This is a genomic window from uncultured Roseibium sp. (assembly GCF_947494555.1).
In the GTDB taxonomy this organism is placed as follows: domain Bacteria; phylum Pseudomonadota; class Alphaproteobacteria; order Rhizobiales; family Stappiaceae; genus Roseibium.
Map to the genome: position 1 here is coordinate 209473 of NZ_CANLVF010000007.1, position 16799 is coordinate 226271.

Consider the following 16799-nt stretch of genomic DNA (forward strand, 5'->3'; position numbering starts at 1 on the left):
AGGCTACTCCTTGCGGCAGATCTGAACTTGGGCATTGCGGACAGAACTCACTGTCACATCAAATATGAATTACGGCAAAGAAATCCAGTTGGACCAGTCGACAATTCGTCGCCATCCGGTTTCACATCCGGAGCAACACCGCGGCGATTTCGTCCCGGGCCTTTGCCAGGCCCTTGTAGATCAGCTGGTCGCTGCGCAGCGCGAGAAGTTGCGTCCTCAGGTTTGAGGCGATGGCAATTCGATCCTCTTGCCGAGCAAGGAGTGAGAGCGGGTCGTGGTGGATCTTGATCGTAAACAGGATGTCGCCACTTTCAGGCAGCCTGCGCAGGGTCTGTCGCTCAACCCGCAGAAACAGACTGGCAAATGTCTGGCTGGTGACATCGAACGGAATTCCTTCTGGCATCGGATGGTGCAATTTGTCATCCGGGTAGATCGACCAGTTAAACCGGCATAGGAGCTGGCCGACCTTGAGATTTTCGAACAGCCGGGCGACCACCTGTCCCATGCGCGCATCGTTAAAATCGGGCACTCCGTTGTGGATCCCGGTCATGGTCAGGCCGATTTTTTCCGACAGCCGCCACGACGACGGAAAGCATAGCGATGCCGCAACCAGCCGGTAGCCCTCTGGCCCAGAACGCATGATGACCAGATCTTCCTGCACCAGCCGGGATGCCGTCAGAAGGAAAGGAGCCGTTTTGAGGTCCACTTGGATGCCCGGTTGCCCAACCGATACGGTGTCGCCGTCGAACACATGCGTTGCGTTATGAAAACGCGAAAGATGCCCGGTGACGAGTTCAAGAACCTCGCCCTGGCTGGCTTCCGTGTCGTCTTCTGCCCGAAAAACTGCTGAAAGATCTTGTGCGAACAAACGCTCTTTTTCGTTCAGATGCTCTGCCAGGAACGGGTCGGGTTCAAGCCAGTCATCTTCATCGACCGGCCGGAGCCCGACCGTAAACGGCTGCGTGGAGCCGTCATAGGGTCTGTGGCGGAACCGCGGGTTGGCGGGTGAAGGCATTCAGGCTTGTCCCTGGCGCCTCATTCCTCATCCAGCTCTTCAAGTTCGTCGATGATGCGTTCGATCACGGACAAGCCCTTTTTCCAGAAATCCGGATCTGTCGCACTCAGGCCGAACGGTGCCAGAAGGTCTGAGTGATGTTTGGTTCCGCCAGCTTTTAGCAAGTCGAAATATTTGTCCTGGAACCCGGTTTCGGCATCCTCGTAGACCGCAAAAAGCGAATTCACCAGGCAATCACCGAACGCATAGGCATAGACGTAGAACGGAGAATGAATGAAGTGCGGGATGTAGGTCCAGAAGGCTTCATAGCCGTCATTCAGCTTGATCGCCGGTCCGAGGCTCTCGCCCTGAACCGACATCCAGAGCTCACCGATCTTTTCCGACGTCAGTTCTCCGTTGCGACGCTCGGTGTGGACCTTGCGCTCGAAGGTGTAAAACGCGATCTGGCGGACCACGGTATTGATCATGTCTTCGGCCTTGGATGCCAGCATGATCTTGCGCGTCTTCGGACTTTCGGCTTTTGCGAGCAGTGACTTGAACGTGAGCATTTCGCCGAACACGCTTGCGGTTTCCGCAAGTGTCAGCGGGGTCGGAGCCATGAGCGGCCCGTTGTGCCCGGCAAGAACCTGATGGACACCGTGCCCAAGTTCATGTGCGAGCGTCATCACGTCACGGATTTTGCCCTGGTAGTTGAGCAGGACATAAGGATGCGCACTCGGAACAGTCGGGTGCGCGAACGCACCTGGTGCCTTGCCGGACCGTGCAGGTGCATCGATCCAGCCCTTTTCGAAGAACCGTCCTGCGATTTCGGCCATATCGGGCGAGAAGGCGTCATAGGCCGACAGGACGGTTTGCCTGGCCTCGTCCCACGGAATAACCCGTGTGTCCGCATCCGGTAGCGGCGCATTGCGATCCCAGCTGTTGAGCTGTTCCACACCGAGCCATTTCGCTTTCAGTTTGTAGTACCGGTGCGACAGACGGGGATAGGCGTCGCGGACAGCTGCGACCAGGGCATCGACAACCTCACGTTCAACCCGGTTTGCAAGATGGCGGCTGTCGGCGATGTCCTTGAAGTTTCGCCAGCGGTCGGAAATTTCCTTATCCTTTGCCAGTGTGTTCGTGATCAATGCAAATGTTCTCAGGTTCTCCGAGAATGTCTCCTTCAGGGCACCAAAGGCGAGTTTTCGCTTTTCAGGCAAAGGATCGACAAGGAGATTGAGAGCAGGCTCGATGGGAAGCTTCTCGCCATCAATATCAAAGGTCAATGACGCCATTGTCTCATCGAACAGCCTGTTCCAGGCATTGCTGCCGGTGACTGATTTTTCGTGAAACAACTGTTCGACGCGATCTTCAAGCTGGTAGGGTTTGCCCTTGCGCAGATCCTCGATCCATGGACGGTAATGAGCGAGCTGCTCGTCCTTAAGGGCCGTTTCGACGATAGCATCGTCGATGGTGTTCATTTCCAGTGTGAAGAACAGAAGATGGGAGCTCGCAGTGGTGATCTGCTCCTGAACGTCGCCATAAAACTTCTGCGAAACCGGGTCGATCGTGTTGCCGGCATAAACAAGTCCGGCGAACGAAATCAGCCTGCCCATCAGGTCTTCCAGATCCTCATAAGCCCTGATGGCTGTTATGAGTGCCGGGACATTTTCCTGCGCCAATTCACCCAGACGGCCCTTGTACGAGGTCTCGAATGTTTTTGCCCGGTCAAGAGCCTCTTTGAGATCCTGCGTAACCTCGGGTGCTTCCACGGACGCATAAAGATCTGTCAGATCCCATTCCGGCAGGTTCTTGAGTTCGACGGATGCCGCCGACTGGGGCGCGTGGACTGCGTGCGGTAGAGGCATTGTTCACTCCGGTGAGGGCCTGCCGTGTCAACAGCAAGCAACTGTCTGTTTCCCGATTAGTAGGCCGGACGGCTATCGCGGCGCAATTCGGGTCGCTGATTTTTTTTGAACGTACTTGGACGATTTATTTACCCAATTGCGACCACAATGGTTCGAAACGAGACAAGATGAAGTGAACTGATCCAGGCCATGCAAGCAACAAGTGGAAAGATTCTCATCGTCGACGACGATCCGATCCAGCGCAGGCTTCTTGAAGAGGCCGTCCGGAAATTCGGCTACCGTTCCAAGACGGCGGAAAACGGCATCGAAGCGATGCGGATCATGAGCGGTCCCGAATCAGGCGAGATCGATCTGGTAATTCTGGACATGGTCATGCCGGAGCTGGATGGATTGGGCGTGCTGGAACAGCTGCGTGCGAATAAGAACGCCACGCCGGTCATCGTGCAAACCGCGCACGGCGGGATCGATACGGTTGTAAGCGTCATGAACGCCGGTGCACAGGACTTCGTTGTCAAGCCGGTTGCCCCCGAGCGTCTTAATGTCTCCATTCGCAATCTTCTGAAAACGTCGGCTCTTGAAGACGAGATCACCCGGTTCAGGAAACAGGCCTCTGGAACGCTGACATTCGCGGATATCATCACACATTCCGCGGCGATGGAGCGTGTGATCAGTCTCGGCAAACGGGCTGCCGCGTCCAACATTCCGATCCTCATCGAAGGAGAAAGCGGCGTCGGCAAGGAAATGATCGCCAGTGCCATTCAAGGTTCGAGCGATCGCAAATCCAAGCCGCTGGTCGCCGTCAACTGCGGCGCTATTCCCGAGAATCTGGTCGAATCCATCCTGTTCGGGCACGAAAAGGGCGCATTTACCGGCGCTATCGACAAACATGTCGGCAAATTCCAGGAAGCGCATGGCGGGACATTGTTTCTCGACGAGGTCGGTGAACTGCCACAGGACGTGCAGGTGAAATTGCTGCGCGCGATCCAGGAGAGTGAAATCGATCCGATTGGGGCGCGCCGCCCGGTGAAAGTGGATTTCCGCCTGATTTCAGCGACCAACCGTCGCCTGATCGACCAGGTCAAGGAAGGCCTCTTCCGTGAAGATCTTTACTATCGTCTCAACGTATTTCCGATCTGGATTCCCCCTTTGCGCGACCGGCGCGAGGACATTCCGGCGCTCACCCGCCATTTTCTGGCAAGGTTTGCGGCTGAAGAGGGCAAACCTCACGTGGCCGGCGTGGCAACCGATACGGTGGCAATGCTCCAGGACTACCATTGGCCAGGAAACATTCGCCAACTTGAAAACGCCGTTTTCAGGGCCGTCGTTCTGTGTGACGGTGCCCAGCTGACCGTCAATGACTTTCCCCAGATCGCAGCGGCGGTGGATCAGCCGATTGTCGAAACCGCCGTCACGGCACAGCCTGTGGCCGCAAGCAACGCTCCTCCCCCGCCCGATTTCGCTCAGCCAGCACAAAGTGGTGATCCGCAGCTTGCTCCAGCACACCCTGCACCTGCGGCACAATCCGGCTTTGAGTTCGCCGCACCTTTCGGGTTCATGCGGAACCTGGACCACGAGGGGCATGTCCGGAAACTGACTGAAATCGAAGAAGAATTGATTCGAGCCGCCATCAATCACTATTCAGGCCGCATGACGGAGGTTGCCAAGCGACTGGGCATCGGACGATCCACACTTTATAGGAAGCTCAAGGAATACGGCCTGGAAGACAACGACAAGAATGCGGCTGCCTGAATAACGACAAGAATCTGGCGAAGACGGGCAAATGGACGATTTTTTGACGCATTCTGCCACTATCCAGCGTTCAGGCAGGGTTTTTTCCAAATTGCAGGCTTGCCGTTGCATTAATGCTACGATTATCACGCAAGCGAAATTAGGGTAAAAACTTCTTAACTAGCAGCAGGTATTGTATGGCTCCTGCTGGGGAGCATGGGACGGGCACAAGCCCTCAAAAAACGGCGAGATAGAGATTGCGTAACCGATTTTTTGATTTCGGCGCCGTCGGTTGGCTGAAGCGGGCTGCGAAAGTTGCAGGTGCGTTTTTAATTGCGTCTGCATGCTTCGCTGGCGGTGCATCTGCGGAAACCAGAACACTCAAGCTTTACAACACGCATACCAAGGAACGGGTTTCCATCACGTTCAAGAGAAACGGCCGCTATCTTCCTGCAGGTCTGCGGGAAGTGAACCGTTTTTTGCGCGACTGGCGCCGTAATGAAATCATCAAGATGGATCCCGAACTCTTGGATCTGATCTGGGAAGTCTACCGGGAAGTGCGCGGCAGAGAGCACATTTACGTCGTCTCCAGTTACCGTTCGCCTGCAACCAACAACATGTTGCGCAAAAGATCGTCCGGCGTTGCCCGGAACAGCCAGCATACGCTTGGCAAAGCCATGGATTTTTATATTCCCGGGGTCAATCTTGCCAGACTGAGGGCCGCAGGGTTGCGCAAGGAAGTTGGCGGCGTCGGATATTACCCGCGCTCCGGATCTCCCTTTGTGCATATGGATACCGGACGGGTGCGCCACTGGCCGAAGATGAGCCGCTCGCAGTTGGCGAAGGTCTTCCCGAACGGAAAAACGTTGCACATTCCTTCAGACGGAAAACCGTTGAAGGGTTACAAGCTCGCTCTTGCTGAATCCAAATCCGGCAAGCGCAAGTCAACCTCCCGGCCGACACTTGTTGCGTCGAGCAGAAGCAGTGAACCGGGTGCGCGCGCACCAACGACGCGTGCACCAACGACGCGTGCACCAACGACGCGTGACCAGAACCTGACCGCCCCCGGCAAACCGATCCCCAATGCGGAAACCAATGATCGGCCTGCCAGAGAAGGAGGCGGTAACCTGTTCGCCGGCCTGTTCGGCGGTGGTAACACGAAGGACAACGACCAGGCCAACCGCTCCGGCGCTGTTGGCAACAGAGGCGCTACGCGCACAGCAAGCGTTTCGCCCGTTCTTAAAAATCCACCGGTCCCAACACGCAAGGTTCTTCAGACAGAACCGGAGCCGCAAACTGCCGAACCGATTGTTGTGGCCAGTATCGCACCCGGCGACAAACCGCTCGTTTCCGGGCCGGTACCGCCGCTGCCGGTTGGCCAGGCGCCGGTGGCAAACACGCTCGATGCTCAACGCGTCGCCCTGGAAAACGGGCAGACGCCAACAAGCAACGAAGCCATTGGCTCCAGGTTCCAGATCGCGGCATCTCCCGCGCAAAAACCTGACAGGGGCCTGAGTGATGCCGCAAAAGTGGCCGCAGCAGAACTTGGCCTTGAAGGTTCAGGCAATCCGTCTGACGTTGCGCCTACCGATGATCCAGTTGCAGCGATTGCAGCAGCAACGGGGACTGCCTTGCCGTTTCCTGCGCCCGCGCCGAGGCCTGAAACGACACTGGCCTATGCGTCGCCGACCGTGACACCGCCAGTCCTGAAGCGCTCATTGCGCCCGTCAGTCTCTGCGGGTGATGAGGCCGAGCTCGGACGCGTAGAGCGCTCTGCACCTGCCAGCGCGAATCGGCCACAGCCCTCGCTCTCCGGCCGTATTCCACGCGACCAGATTATCGATCCGATGGCAGGCTTTGCCGGTTTGCCAGACAAATCAGAGCCGACACTCTTGTCAGGCGACGGCACAACGCGCCACCAGACTTTCGCGTCGTTGATCCATCCCAATCAGCGCAAGCTCAAGAGCGTGATGATGCCGGCCAATCGCTTCGTATCCGGTGGCTTTAACCAGGCGCCTTACGGAGCGCTCAGGACGGATCGCTTTGACGGTGGCCCGGCAGTTGTGGTTCTGCCAGTCCAATACGCCAGATAACGATCGCATAGGCGACGAGATCAAAAAAAGAGCGGCACCCACGCCGCTCTTTTTGTTTGCAAAAGGCTGGAAAACTCAGCCCTCAGGGGCGACCGGGCCTGCCATTCCAAGGGCGTGCATATAAAGGTCGAGAACAGCCTCTTCCTCTTCGCGCTCGTGAGGTTGTTTTTTGCGCAGCGAGACGATCTTGCGCATGATCTTCACGTCATACCCATTGCCCTTGGCTTCCGCATAGACATCCTTGATGTCGTCGGCAATCACCTTCTTTTCTTCTTCCAGTCGTTCAATGCGTTCAACAAATGCCCGCAGCTGGTCTGCTGCAACTCCACCTGGATCGGACATGAAACACTTTCTCCTTATTCATTCTTCTTGATCTGTCTGCGGCCGGTGCCAGTTGATCTCTGGCCCAACCGAAAGACAATCCTGTTCCGCGCTGTCCCGTGCCAGACTCGACTTCCGCCGTCAACCATGCACAGCACTTGTTCAATTCAATGCTCAGGTTTGTTCGTCTCAAAAGCGGCCTTCTGTTCGGCGGACGCTTCCGTCTGGTATTTGTCTTTCCATTCGCCGTAGGGCATGCCGTAAACGATTTCACGCGCATCGGCTTTTTCAAGGTCTAGACCTTTGTCCTGTGCAGCGTCCTGATACCAGTTCGACAGGCAATTCCGGCAGAATCCCGTCAGATTCATCATGTCGATGTTCTGAACATCGGTACGTTTGCGCAGATGATCGACAAGACGTCTGAACACCGCAGCTTCCAATTCCAATTTCGTTTGATCGTCCATCGCAACAAAAACTCCCTCGCTTTGCTCCACCGCCATTCAATATGTGTCGGTTCGGGATTTGAAGTATTTGATTTTCCGGCAATCCGGCAGGCTGGCGATCCGGCGCAGCAGCGGCGCAAGTCTATGCGCCCATTCTGAATGTCCTTTGTCGGTCGCGATCAGATCCTGTCGCAATTCAAGCAGCACGTGGGCCAGACCCCGGCGCGTTGCGTGCCGGTACATTGTGTCGTTTTTGAGAGCCCCGTCATAGGGTTCATTGTCGCCCACGACGAGGTCGTCCTGGGCCCGAAGCCCATCCAGCATCGGCGTTACCGCCCTTGGATCGCTATCCCAGAGAACCGTGGCATGCCAGGGACGCGGCGCACCGCGCCAGGCTGGTGTGAAGCTGTGTATCGAAACCACGACCGGCGGCGCAGTCACTTCCATCATCTTGTCGATCGTCTGGTCTACAAGGTCGTGATAGGGCTTGTAATACTGTTCTATGCGAAAGGCACGTTCGCTCGCATCCACCCTTGCATTGCCAGGGACAACAGCACCATCGGACAACCGCATGATCAGTGTCGGATCGTCCTCACCCCTGTTCGGATCGATAAACAGGCGGGAAAAGGTCGTCATGCAGGCAGGTGCTTCAAGTTGTTTTGCCAGCTCGAGCGTAACCGCACGCGCACCGATATCAAAACCGATATGCCGCTGAAACTGCTCAGGCGCGACCCCCAGGTCGCCGTACCCGGACGGCACGGCATTGGAGGCATGATCGCATAGCAGCAGAACCCCCGAAGTCAGGTCTCCGGCAATATACTCTGTCGGCTCAAAGATCTCGCCAGCCATTGCTGCTGTCTGTGTCATGTCAGGCTTCGTGGAAAATTGCAGTCGCGGGATGCGCAGGCGAAAAGGTTTACGTCAATCCGCGCGAAGAACCAAGTCTGAATGCGCAAATTGCGCAAGTTCGGCATCACGATTCGAACGCCGTCACAGAATTGGTGGCTTCTCGGGAAAACTCTGTGAATTCAGACGCCTTTTGCACCGCAAAGACCTGAATCTATACCCTTTATTGACGGCTAAGCCCTATCAGCGGGGAAACTGCCTTGTTCCCGCCCCAATTCTGGCCACATAGGTGTCGTTATCGTTCTTGCGGGCAGAATTTTTTGAACGGATTTTGGAAACATGATTGGGTGGGTGCCTGCACTAAAACCCGTTAACGACGTTGACAAGACCCTGTTGTCGACGCAAAAAGCGAATGTCAGTAAAGCAGCAAAGTGAACGACTGCAAATGTTTGAGGTTGGGGAACGGTACCATGGATGGTCTCGGGCGCGCGTTGGCACGCCCTTGAGGACAATTGTCGCCGGTTTCCTCGCATTGCTGTTTTTCTCAACTTCCAGTGACGAAGCCAGGGCAGATCTGAGGCTTTGCAACAAAACGGACAGTCAGGTCGGCGTGGCCATCGGCTACAAGGACAAGACTGACTGGGTCACTGAGGGCTGGTGGAACCTTGCCTCAAATTCTTGCGAGACTTTGGTGCCGGGAGCCCTGGTGTCACGATACTATTACATCTACGCAGTTGATTACGACCAGTTTGGCGAATGGGGCGGCCGTGCATTCATGTGCACCCGTGAGAAAGAGTTCACCATTCGCGGGATTGAAGACTGCGTTGCTCGTGGCTTTGAGCGGACAGGCTTTTTTGAAATCGACACGGGTGAACAAAGCAGTTGGACGGTCCAGCTGACCGAACCCGTGCAACAAGGAACAGGTGGGCGATGAGGCGAAACCGGCGAGTCAAGATACTAGCAACTCTCGGACCCTCTTCCTCAGAACAAGACATCATAGAAAATCTTTATCGCTCGGGTGCGGACGTATTCCGCATCAACATGAGCCATTCAGATCATGATCGTCTAAAGCTGCTCGTTGAGCGAATCCGTTCTGTTGAGGGAAAAGTTGGGCGGCCAATCGGCATTCTGGCCGATTTGCAAGGTCCGAAACTACGGGTTGGCGCGTTCTCCGACGGGCCCGTTATGCTTGAAAACGGTGCAACTTTCACGCTGGACGCCGACACGTCCGGTGGAGATGTAAATCGCGTGCACCTGCCACATCCGGAAATTCTTCAGGCACTGGAACCAGGTCACCGGTTGCTGCTTGATGACGGCAAGATCCAGCTGAATGTGGTTGAGGCTAGCCCGACCAAGGCAGTTACCGAGGTCATTGTCGGCGGCAAGCTTTCCGATCGCAAAGGCGTCAGCGTTCCGGACTCCGAAATCGCGACCAGCGCCATGACGGAAAAGGACCATAAAGATCTCATTGCGGCTCTCGACCAGAATGTTGACTGGGTTGCGCTGTCGTTTGTTCAGCGCCCCGACGACTTGGCGGAGGTCCGCAAGATTACCCGCGGCCGCGCCGGTGTTTTGGCAAAGATCGAAAAGCCCCAGGCGATTGGGCGCCTCGACGAGATCATTGAGCTGTCAGACGCGATCATGGTCGCCCGTGGCGACCTCGGCGTTGAAATGCCGCTAGAACAGGTTCCCGGCCTGCAGAAGCGCATCACGCGTGCTTGCCGCCGTGCCGGCAAGCCGGTCGTTATTGCAACGCAGATGCTGGAGTCGATGATTTCCGCGCCGGTGCCCACCAGGGCGGAAGTCTCCGACGTCGCAACGGCGGTTTTCGAAGGCGCTGACGCAGTGATGCTGTCGGCTGAATCTGCAGCCGGTGATTTTCCCATCGAGGCCGTCGCGACGATGGACAAGATCTCCCAGCAGGTCGAACAGGACAACAACTACCGCACGATCATTGATGCACAGCGGGCAGAGCCGGAAGCAACCGGTGCGGATGCCATCTCGGCCGCCGCCCGTCAGATTGCCGAAACACTCAATCTCGCTGCAGTGGTCTGCTACACGACATCGGGCGCGACCGGACTGCGCGCTTCGCGCGAACGCCCCTCCTCACCCGTGATCGTCTTGTCTCCGGTCCTTGCGACAGCTCGGCGCCTTTCGCTTGGCTGGGGTCTTCACTGTGTTGTCAGTGAAGATGCGGCAAACGAGGAAGACATGATCGATCGCGCCTGCCGCATTTCCTTCTCCGAAGGGTTTGCCAAACCGGGTCAGCGCGTCATCGTGACTGCCGGTGTCCCCTTCGGAACGCCCGGATCAACCAACATGCTGCGGATTGCCTTTGTCGGCAATGACGGTCAGGGCGGAATTTGACCCCTTAATCGTTTGAATAACCTGACCGGGCGTTGATTGACGGCCGGTCAGACTCTGTCCAGCGAGCCTTCGGCTTTCGGAGCCAAGTGAGTGCCGTTGTCGGTGCTCTCCACCTTTTTCGCCAGCCTTTGGATCCCCCTGATGATAACGTCCGTATGGGTGTGATGAGGCATGTGTCCCGCCAGGTCGAGCATCAACAGCTCTGCATTCGGAAGGTCCCGAATGAGCCCCTCGCAATGTATCGACGGCCAGACGACAGTGTCGTGAGTACCTGTCACGACAAGTGCGGGCTGGCGGATATCGGAATATCGTTTCGACTGGCTTATGACCGCCCGTTTTAAGAAGGCGATCTGGCGTGCGTTGGCGCGAAAAGATGCCGGTCTGAACAACAGCGGCAACTTCATCTCACGCGGGTAGCCCTGAGGCGCGCCGTCCGGCAGGAAGACATTCGTCAGGGCCTTTGCTGCCTGTCCCTGTCCGATAGGCAGTGTCAGTGTCCAGCAGAAAATCGCGCCAAGGACCGGCCAGGATGCAACGGTGTAGTACCAGTTGACACCTCCTGGCCATTCGTGGCTCACCGGCGCCAGAAAAACGAGACCCTTTACTCTGTCCGGCGCGCAGAGACCAAGCGCTGCTGTCACAGACCCGGCAAGGGAGTGACCAACGACGATCGCGTTGTCGATTTCGAGCCTTTCCAAAAGAAGCGAAAGAACATGTGCCTGTCCTTCGGGCAAATCGTGCAGCGCGCCTTGCCCGGTCGAAAATCCCAGGCCTGGACGGTCGATGAACAGCAAATCGTACTTGTTCTTGAGCGATGCCAAAAACGCCAAGCGGGTATCATATGCATTTCCGCTCGCCCCGTGGAGAAAGACCAGAACTGGTGCATCAGGGTCGCTGCCGTCCGACCGGTAAAAATGATAGTGGAGCCGTGCGCCGCCGACCTCGGCAAAGGATCCGTCCGGTCTGATCTGGCGATTGATTTCCCGGACCCGGAAGAACGTGTACAAAAACGCGGCGAACAGCGGTGTAGCGACAACAAAAAAGAAAATCATGAACATAGCGCGGACATAGCATCCGCTCGCCGATTATCAAGACAAGGCAAATTCACAGATCTCAGGCAGGTGCGCCCTCAGCTTTCTTTTCAAGGTCTTCGATCGCCTCCGTAGCATTCTCCAGCCCTGGATTGACCTCTAGCGCCCGCTTGAAAGTCAGCAAGGCATCCGTGTCGAATCCCAGCCGCCGCTGTATGATCGCCAACCCGGAAAGCGCGCCCCAATGCCTGGGTTCGATCGCAAGAGTGCGTTCAATGTCGACGAGCGACTTACCGAAGTCTTCACGCATGTAATGAACCGTAGCTCTGCGGTTCCATCCTTCCGCATAAGACGGCTTCAGGACAACGACCACATCGAGAAGGTCGAGCGCAAGCGCATGATCTTCTGTCTGAATTGCCTGGCCTGCACGCGACATGAGAATGTCAACGGTATCGCTGCCCGATTCCATCCAGATCCTCTGGATCTCACGCGCCGCCCGCTCCGAAGCCTTTGGTCCTTCGGACTCAGCCAGATCGGCAAAAAGCTGATCCAATCGCGACTGTTCTTCTTCAGGGTCGGTCTCTTCAACAACAACCTGGCCGCCCGCATCCGGCGGGTCGTCAGGGAGCGGGCTGAAGTCTTCGGCAGATGGAGGCTCCACTTCCGGTCCGAGGTCCGGAACTGGCTGCGCGCCTGCAATTGCAGGCGCTATGGAAAGGAGGAGTGTAAGCACAAAAATCCGCATTCAACGATTATGGGTCGTTGAACGCGGCGGTCAATCCGGGAATTTGACACTTCTTCGTGCGCAGCGCCTTTTCGAAACCCTTCCGCGCTACCGTCGGCTGACTAAGCGCTTCGCATTGAAGGAATTTTCAGGTCACAGACGCGCGGCCGACAGCGCCGGGATTAGCCCTGGCGTGCCTTGAAGCGCGGGTTTTTCTTGTTGATGATGTATACGCGGCCCTTCCGGCGAACCATGCGGTTATCCCGGTGGCGGGTCATCAACGCTTTGAGCGAGTTCTTGATCTTCATGTCACTGTCCCCCGTAAGGGTGATCCTGTTACTTTAAACCAAATGAGCGCCTGAGGCGCTCACATTCAATTTGGATGCCCTGGAAGCAGCAGCACGAATGCGCCAATCTTCAGATCACCCGGCGCGTCCTGAAACTGTCAGTCAGCGCAACCATGGTGGGCGTGACAGGGATTGAACCTGTGACCCCTTCGATGTCAACGAAGTGCTCTCCCGCTGAGCTACACGCCCGAATTTCTCGGTAGTCCGGCGCCGCCGCGCCGTGGTGGAGTGCGATATAACGGGGATCGTCAGTCAGCGCAACCCTGTTCTTCACCGAACTGTCAAAATTTCCCGTTCAAAAAGGCCTTGCTGCGTTCGCGTTAATCAGGCCGCCAGCATGCGCTCCACTTCCTGCACAAGGTCTTTCAAATGAAAAGGTTTTGACAATACCTTGGCGTCTTTTGGCGCCTCGGATTCAGGGTTGAGCGCAACCGCTGCAAAGCCGGTAATGAACATGACCTTCAGGTCGGGATCCAGTTCTGTCGCCCGCCGTGCCAGCTCAATACCATCCATCTCCGGCATGACAATGTCTGTCAAAAGCAGGGAAAACGGTTCTTCACGCAATCGTTCATAGGCGCTTCTGCCATTGTCGAACGAGACGACATCATGGCCGGCATTTTCCAGGGCCTTCGCCAGGAACCGGCGCATATCGTTATCATCTTCAGCTAGCAGGATACGCGGCATTGTAAACGACCATTCCTCATCTTTCGTTTTGGCGGCATCGGGTTACACCTTTTGCCGGTTATAGCTCGAATTCCACAGAATGATAGGGAGAATTGGTTCTTCAAAGGTTTTGATCGGGTGACTGTGGACTGCGTGTTGATTCCTTGGCACCATAGCCTAGGGCTTCCAGAAGTATCTGGAGAGGCCTGAACCGGAAGTAAAGAAAGCGGGACAGACAATTTGACGGACGAAACGCGGCCCACATTTGATGCACCTTTCGAAGCCGATTTCAACGGCTCACCGGCATTTGAGGTCCTGTGCCCCGCCGACCAACGGATTCCTTTCGTTTTCAATTCACCGCATTCAGGTCGGCAATATTCCAGAACGTTTCTCGCATCCTCGCGTCTGGACGAAAGCTCGATACGGCGCTCGGAAGATGCCTTTGTCGATGACCTGTTCGCACATGTTGTTCCCTTGGGCGCACCACTCCTGAGGGCTCATTTCCCGCGCGCATATCTCGATGTGAACCGGGAACCCTACGAACTCGATCCCAAGATGTTTGATGGCCGGTTGCCGTCTTACGCCAATATCCGTTCGATCCGTGTTGCAGGTGGATTGGGTACCGTCGCCCGGATCGTCAGCGAGAACCATGAAATCTACCGCCACCGGCTCCCGGTGGAAGAAGCCCTCAATCGAATTGAGGAAATCTACAAGCCCTATCATTCGACGCTGCGCCGGCTGCTTGCGCAAACACATGTCACATTCGGACATTCGGTACTCATCGACTGCCATTCAATGCCTTCAAGCGTCAAATGCCAAACGACGGATGCGAGGCCCGATTTCATTCTTGGGGATCGATACGGAACCAGTTGCAATGGGGAGCTGACCGAATTCGCCTGCTCCATCCTGCGGGACATGGGCTACAGCGTCAGCAGAAACAAACCCTATGCCGGCGGCTTTATCACGGAACACTACGGACGCCCTGCAAGTGGGCTGCATGCGCTGCAGATCGAAATCAATCGCGGGCTCTACATGAACGAAGCCACTCACGAACGTTCTGAAGGGTTTGAGGATCTGTTCCACAACCTTCGCGAATTCGCCCGCGAACTTGTGGCCATGCCGGACGCCGCCCTGCCCGCCGACTCTATCGCAGCAGAATAAAACCACCCGACAAAAAAAGAGGCCGCACTCAAAAAGAGGCGGCCCGAGTCTAGGGAGGAAACGCCCAAGGAGGGCGATGCGATACGAGTATCGCACCGCAATAAAATCGCACCGCAGTGCACAAAGGTCAAGTCTGAAAGGGCTGGTGTACTGTACAAACTATAGGCAATTTATGCTGTTTTGCAGATTCAATTTTTGGCAGATCAGGTTATACAAACGGCAAAACCGGGCACTTGCCTCCTCACGAAACGTGTTTGACTAGGAAAAACCAATGACCTCGTCCGCGACAAGTTCGAACCCGCTCGCGCCCTTCCTCGACGTGCTCGCGGATGCCGCGACACAGGCCATCATGCCGCATTTCCGCCAGGGCTTCGCAATCGACAACAAGTGGGATACCGGTTTTGACCCTGTCACGATTGCGGACAAGAACGGCGAAACCGCCATGCGGGCATTGATTAACAGCACTCATCCCGACCACGGCATTTTGGGGGAAGAGCACGGCCCGGAGAACCTGGATGCGGAAAACGTCTGGGTGCTCGACCCAATCGACGGAACGCGGGCGTTCATTACCGGGTTGCCCACTTGGGGGACGCTTATCGGTTTGAGAACAAGCGGCGTCCCCAGTCTTGGGATGATGGTTCAGCCTTACATCGGTGAACGCTTTGCCGGCGATGGAAAAAGCGCCTGGTTTCACGGCCCGCAGGGAACCAGGGCACTCGCCACCAGGACTTGCGACACGCTCGAAGATGCCACTCTTTTCACCACGACACCGGCCCTTTTCAGCGAAAGGGAACGCCAGGCCTATGACCGGATTGAAGGAACTGCCCGGCTCGCCCGATATGGCACTGACTGCTACGCTTATTGCATGGTGGCGGCAGGACACGGCGATGCCGTCATCGAGTCCGGTCTTGCTCCATATGACATTGTCGCACTTGTTCCAGTTGTCGAAGGCGCCGGCGGTGTCGTGACAACATGGACCGGCGGTTCACCATCTGAAGGCGGGCAGATCGTCGCAAGTGGCAATCCGCGGCTTCACGACCTTCTTTTGACGGAGCTTTCCAAAGCGGCGTAGTTTCGCGCCGCTTTTAGCGTTTGGCCTTGCTTCCGACCGTGGCCGTTGCTTTCAGGCGGCTATCTGCAAGTTCCTGTTCGGCCTCAAGACCGGGAATAAACGCATCGAATGCCGCCCAGAACTGGTCCCGGTAGACGTCTCGCTCCATCATGATTTCATGAGCCGAACCGGGTATCTCGACATAGGCGGCCGATCTCGTGCGGGCGACGAAGTCCTCGATTGCCGGTGTTGAGACAATTCGGTCCCCCCCGGCGGCGAGCATGAGACATGGCAGTTTGATGCCTGGGCCCGCACCGCGTCTTCTAAGGGGCATCATGGTACGCGCAGCCGCGTTCAACCAGCCGAAAGTCGCCGAGCCGACGCCGAGCTTTGGCGCATGCTCCAGAACCTTGTTTGAGCGCTCGTAACGGGTTCTGTCAGAGGTCTGCCTGTTTTTTTCAAATGAAACGAACAGCTTGCTGTTGCCGCCTGGAACATAAAGCCATCCAAACCCGAGCAGACAAAACAAGCGTGCCAGTGGAAATCCGATTTTCTCGACAGCCGCCGATGTTTTCGGTCCGCCCGCTTTCAACGGAGGTCTGCCCAGAAGGCCAAAGGTAAGTGTGCGCAGAACGCGGCGTCTTGCATCGACCAGACCGAGTGCGTGAGCCCCGGAAGGCAGGCCGAGCAACGGCGCGGTGATGACCGCGCGGTCCAACATGGTTCGAAGCCTCTCCGTGTCAGACAAAAGCACCAGGCCACCTGTGGAATGGGCGAGCGCAAAATGCGGTCCGGGATAATTCGCAAGCGACACTTCTTTCAAGACAGTGCGCAAGTCGAGCCGGTATTTCTTGAAACTTGAAATATAGCCGCGCCTTGGGTTTCGGGTGATCCGCTGGGACCCGCCCTGACCGCGCCAGTCGAACGTCACAACATCGAACCCACGCCCGCGCAAATCTTCGACGACTTCGAAATATTTCTCGATAAATTCCGCCCGGCCCTGCAACACAGTCACAGTCCCAAGTCGCTGCGTTCCGGTTGCTGCCCAGCATGCGTAGCGGATCTTGATGCCGTCGGGTGTTGAAACAAACCCTGTTTGCGCCCCGTTGGGCACGGGATTTTCGGGATGATGAATCAGACTCATGGTCTCACGTGATAACGG

16 protein-coding genes and 1 tRNA gene are annotated in these 16799 nt (G+C 56.5%); 6 read left to right on the top strand and 11 right to left on the bottom strand.

What is annotated here, in order from left to right; translation table 11 throughout:
- Positions 1 to 121: 121 nt before the first annotated feature.
- Both Q0915_RS28295 and Q0915_RS28300 read right to left on the bottom strand, forming a co-directional pair.
- Positions 122 to 1015: a DUF3445 domain-containing protein gene (locus Q0915_RS28295; RefSeq protein ID WP_299482823.1), complete on the bottom strand. Its 894-nt coding sequence runs from the start codon at positions 1013 to 1015 to the stop codon at positions 122 to 124.
- A 20-nt stretch (positions 1016 to 1035) separates the two neighbouring features.
- Positions 1036 to 2862, bottom strand: coding sequence for a M3 family oligoendopeptidase (locus Q0915_RS28300; RefSeq protein ID WP_299482820.1), 1827 nt, complete (start codon positions 2860 to 2862; stop codon positions 1036 to 1038).
- 189 nt (positions 2863 to 3051) lie between these two features.
- On the opposite strand from Q0915_RS28300, the gene Q0915_RS28305 reads away from it, so the two are divergent.
- The gene (locus Q0915_RS28305; RefSeq protein WP_299482817.1) at positions 3052 to 4611 is read left to right on the top strand and encodes a sigma-54 dependent transcriptional regulator; all 1560 of its coding nucleotides are present in this window, start codon (positions 3052 to 3054) and stop codon (positions 4609 to 4611) included.
- Between the two features lie 236 nt (positions 4612 to 4847).
- The gene (locus Q0915_RS28310; RefSeq protein ID WP_299482814.1) at positions 4848 to 6683 is read left to right on the top strand and encodes a DUF882 domain-containing protein; all 1836 of its coding nucleotides are present in this window, start codon (positions 4848 to 4850) and stop codon (positions 6681 to 6683) included.
- 75 nt (positions 6684 to 6758) lie between these two features.
- Here Q0915_RS28310 and Q0915_RS28315 read toward each other — a convergent pair whose 3' ends face one another.
- The 3 genes from Q0915_RS28315 to Q0915_RS28325 all read right to left on the bottom strand — a co-directional run bounded on the left by Q0915_RS28315 (position 6759) and on the right by Q0915_RS28325 (position 8314).
- Positions 6759 to 7025 (bottom strand): DUF2312 domain-containing protein, encoded by a 267-nt coding sequence (locus Q0915_RS28315; RefSeq protein WP_299482811.1) that lies wholly within the window; start codon positions 7023 to 7025, stop codon positions 6759 to 6761.
- Positions 7026 to 7171: 146 nt separating this feature from the next.
- On the bottom strand, positions 7172 to 7468 hold the full coding sequence (locus Q0915_RS28320) for a DUF1244 domain-containing protein (RefSeq protein ID WP_299482808.1): 297 nt from the start codon (positions 7466 to 7468) through the stop codon (positions 7172 to 7174).
- 36 nt (positions 7469 to 7504) lie between these two features.
- Complete coding sequence (locus Q0915_RS28325) at positions 7505 to 8314, bottom strand: N-formylglutamate amidohydrolase (protein ID WP_299482805.1); 810 nt, start codon at positions 8312 to 8314, stop codon at positions 7505 to 7507.
- A 424-nt stretch (positions 8315 to 8738) separates the two neighbouring features.
- Here Q0915_RS28325 and Q0915_RS28330 point away from each other — a divergent pair, with 424 nt between their 5' ends.
- Together Q0915_RS28330 and pyk are read left to right on the top strand one after the other, a co-directional pair.
- On the top strand, positions 8739 to 9227 hold the full coding sequence (locus tag Q0915_RS28330; RefSeq protein WP_299482801.1) for a DUF1036 domain-containing protein: 489 nt from the start codon (positions 8739 to 8741) through the stop codon (positions 9225 to 9227).
- Positions 9224 to 10660, top strand: a complete 1437-nt coding sequence (gene pyk / locus Q0915_RS28335) for a pyruvate kinase (RefSeq protein ID WP_299482798.1) — start codon at positions 9224 to 9226, stop codon at positions 10658 to 10660. Before Q0915_RS28330 ends, pyk begins: the two co-directional genes overlap by 4 nt.
- A 47-nt stretch (positions 10661 to 10707) precedes the next feature.
- Here pyk and Q0915_RS28340 read toward each other — a convergent pair whose 3' ends face one another.
- The 5 genes from Q0915_RS28340 to cpdR form a co-directional block, all read right to left on the bottom strand.
- Positions 10708 to 11712, bottom strand: coding sequence for an alpha/beta hydrolase (locus Q0915_RS28340; protein WP_299482795.1), 1005 nt, complete (start codon positions 11710 to 11712; stop codon positions 10708 to 10710).
- Between the two features lie 61 nt (positions 11713 to 11773).
- Positions 11774 to 12424 (bottom strand): tetratricopeptide repeat protein, encoded by a 651-nt coding sequence (locus Q0915_RS28345; protein ID WP_299482792.1) that lies wholly within the window; start codon positions 12422 to 12424, stop codon positions 11774 to 11776.
- A 173-nt stretch (positions 12425 to 12597) separates the two neighbouring features.
- The gene (ykgO, locus tag Q0915_RS28350; RefSeq protein WP_006932207.1) at positions 12598 to 12723 is read right to left on the bottom strand and encodes a type B 50S ribosomal protein L36; all 126 of its coding nucleotides are present in this window, start codon (positions 12721 to 12723) and stop codon (positions 12598 to 12600) included.
- 153 nt (positions 12724 to 12876) lie between these two features.
- Positions 12877 to 12951 (bottom strand) — tRNA-Val (locus Q0915_RS28355).
- A 135-nt stretch (positions 12952 to 13086) separates the two neighbouring features.
- A complete protein-coding gene (gene cpdR / locus Q0915_RS28360; protein WP_299482788.1) occupies positions 13087 to 13446 on the bottom strand; it encodes a cell cycle two-component system response regulator CpdR in 360 nt (119 codons plus the stop codon).
- A 294-nt stretch (positions 13447 to 13740) separates the two neighbouring features.
- On the opposite strand from cpdR, the gene Q0915_RS28365 reads away from it, so the two are divergent.
- Both Q0915_RS28365 and hisN read left to right on the top strand, forming a co-directional pair.
- On the top strand, positions 13741 to 14586 hold the full coding sequence (locus Q0915_RS28365) for an N-formylglutamate amidohydrolase (protein ID WP_299483418.1): 846 nt from the start codon (positions 13741 to 13743) through the stop codon (positions 14584 to 14586).
- A 271-nt stretch (positions 14587 to 14857) separates the two neighbouring features.
- The gene (gene hisN, locus Q0915_RS28370) at positions 14858 to 15658 is read left to right on the top strand and encodes a histidinol-phosphatase (RefSeq protein ID WP_299482784.1); all 801 of its coding nucleotides are present in this window, start codon (positions 14858 to 14860) and stop codon (positions 15656 to 15658) included.
- A gap of 13 nt (positions 15659 to 15671) precedes the next feature.
- Here hisN and Q0915_RS28375 read toward each other — a convergent pair whose 3' ends face one another.
- Positions 15672 to 16781 carry an alpha/beta hydrolase gene (locus Q0915_RS28375; RefSeq protein ID WP_299482782.1) on the bottom strand — a complete coding sequence of 370 codons (1110 nt, stop codon included), beginning with the start codon at positions 16779 to 16781 and terminating at the stop codon, positions 15672 to 15674.
- Positions 16782 to 16799: the final 18 nt, after the last annotated feature.

Excerpts from the sequence above, each read along its gene's own strand:
- Q0915_RS28295 (WP_299482823.1), bottom strand. The coding sequence starts at position 1,015 with ATGCCTTCACCCGCCAACCCGCGGTTCCGCCACAGACCCTATGACGGC.
- Q0915_RS28300 (WP_299482820.1), bottom strand. The coding sequence starts at position 2,862 with ATGCCTCTACCGCACGCAGTCCACGCGCCCCAGTCGGCGGCATCCGTC.
- Q0915_RS28305 (WP_299482817.1), top strand. The coding sequence starts at position 3,052 with ATGCAAGCAACAAGTGGAAAGATTCTCATCGTCGACGACGATCCGATC.
- Q0915_RS28315 (WP_299482811.1), bottom strand. The coding sequence starts at position 7,025 with ATGTCCGATCCAGGTGGAGTTGCAGCAGACCAGCTGCGGGCATTTGTT.
- Q0915_RS28320 (WP_299482808.1), bottom strand. The coding sequence starts at position 7,468 with ATGGACGATCAAACGAAATTGGAATTGGAAGCTGCGGTGTTCAGACGT.
- Q0915_RS28325 (WP_299482805.1), bottom strand. The coding sequence starts at position 8,314 with ATGACACAGACAGCAGCAATGGCTGGCGAGATCTTTGAGCCGACAGAG.
- Q0915_RS28330 (WP_299482801.1), top strand. The coding sequence starts at position 8,739 with ATGTTTGAGGTTGGGGAACGGTACCATGGATGGTCTCGGGCGCGCGTT.
- pyk (WP_299482798.1), top strand. The coding sequence starts at position 9,224 with ATGAGGCGAAACCGGCGAGTCAAGATACTAGCAACTCTCGGACCCTCT.
- Q0915_RS28340 (WP_299482795.1), bottom strand. The coding sequence starts at position 11,712 with ATGATTTTCTTTTTTGTTGTCGCTACACCGCTGTTCGCCGCGTTTTTG.
- ykgO (WP_006932207.1), bottom strand. The coding sequence starts at position 12,723 with ATGAAGATCAAGAACTCGCTCAAAGCGTTGATGACCCGCCACCGGGAT.
- cpdR (WP_299482788.1), bottom strand. The coding sequence starts at position 13,446 with ATGCCGCGTATCCTGCTAGCTGAAGATGATAACGATATGCGCCGGTTC.
- hisN (WP_299482784.1), top strand. The coding sequence starts at position 14,858 with ATGACCTCGTCCGCGACAAGTTCGAACCCGCTCGCGCCCTTCCTCGAC.
- Q0915_RS28375 (WP_299482782.1), bottom strand. The coding sequence starts at position 16,781 with ATGAGTCTGATTCATCATCCCGAAAATCCCGTGCCCAACGGGGCGCAA.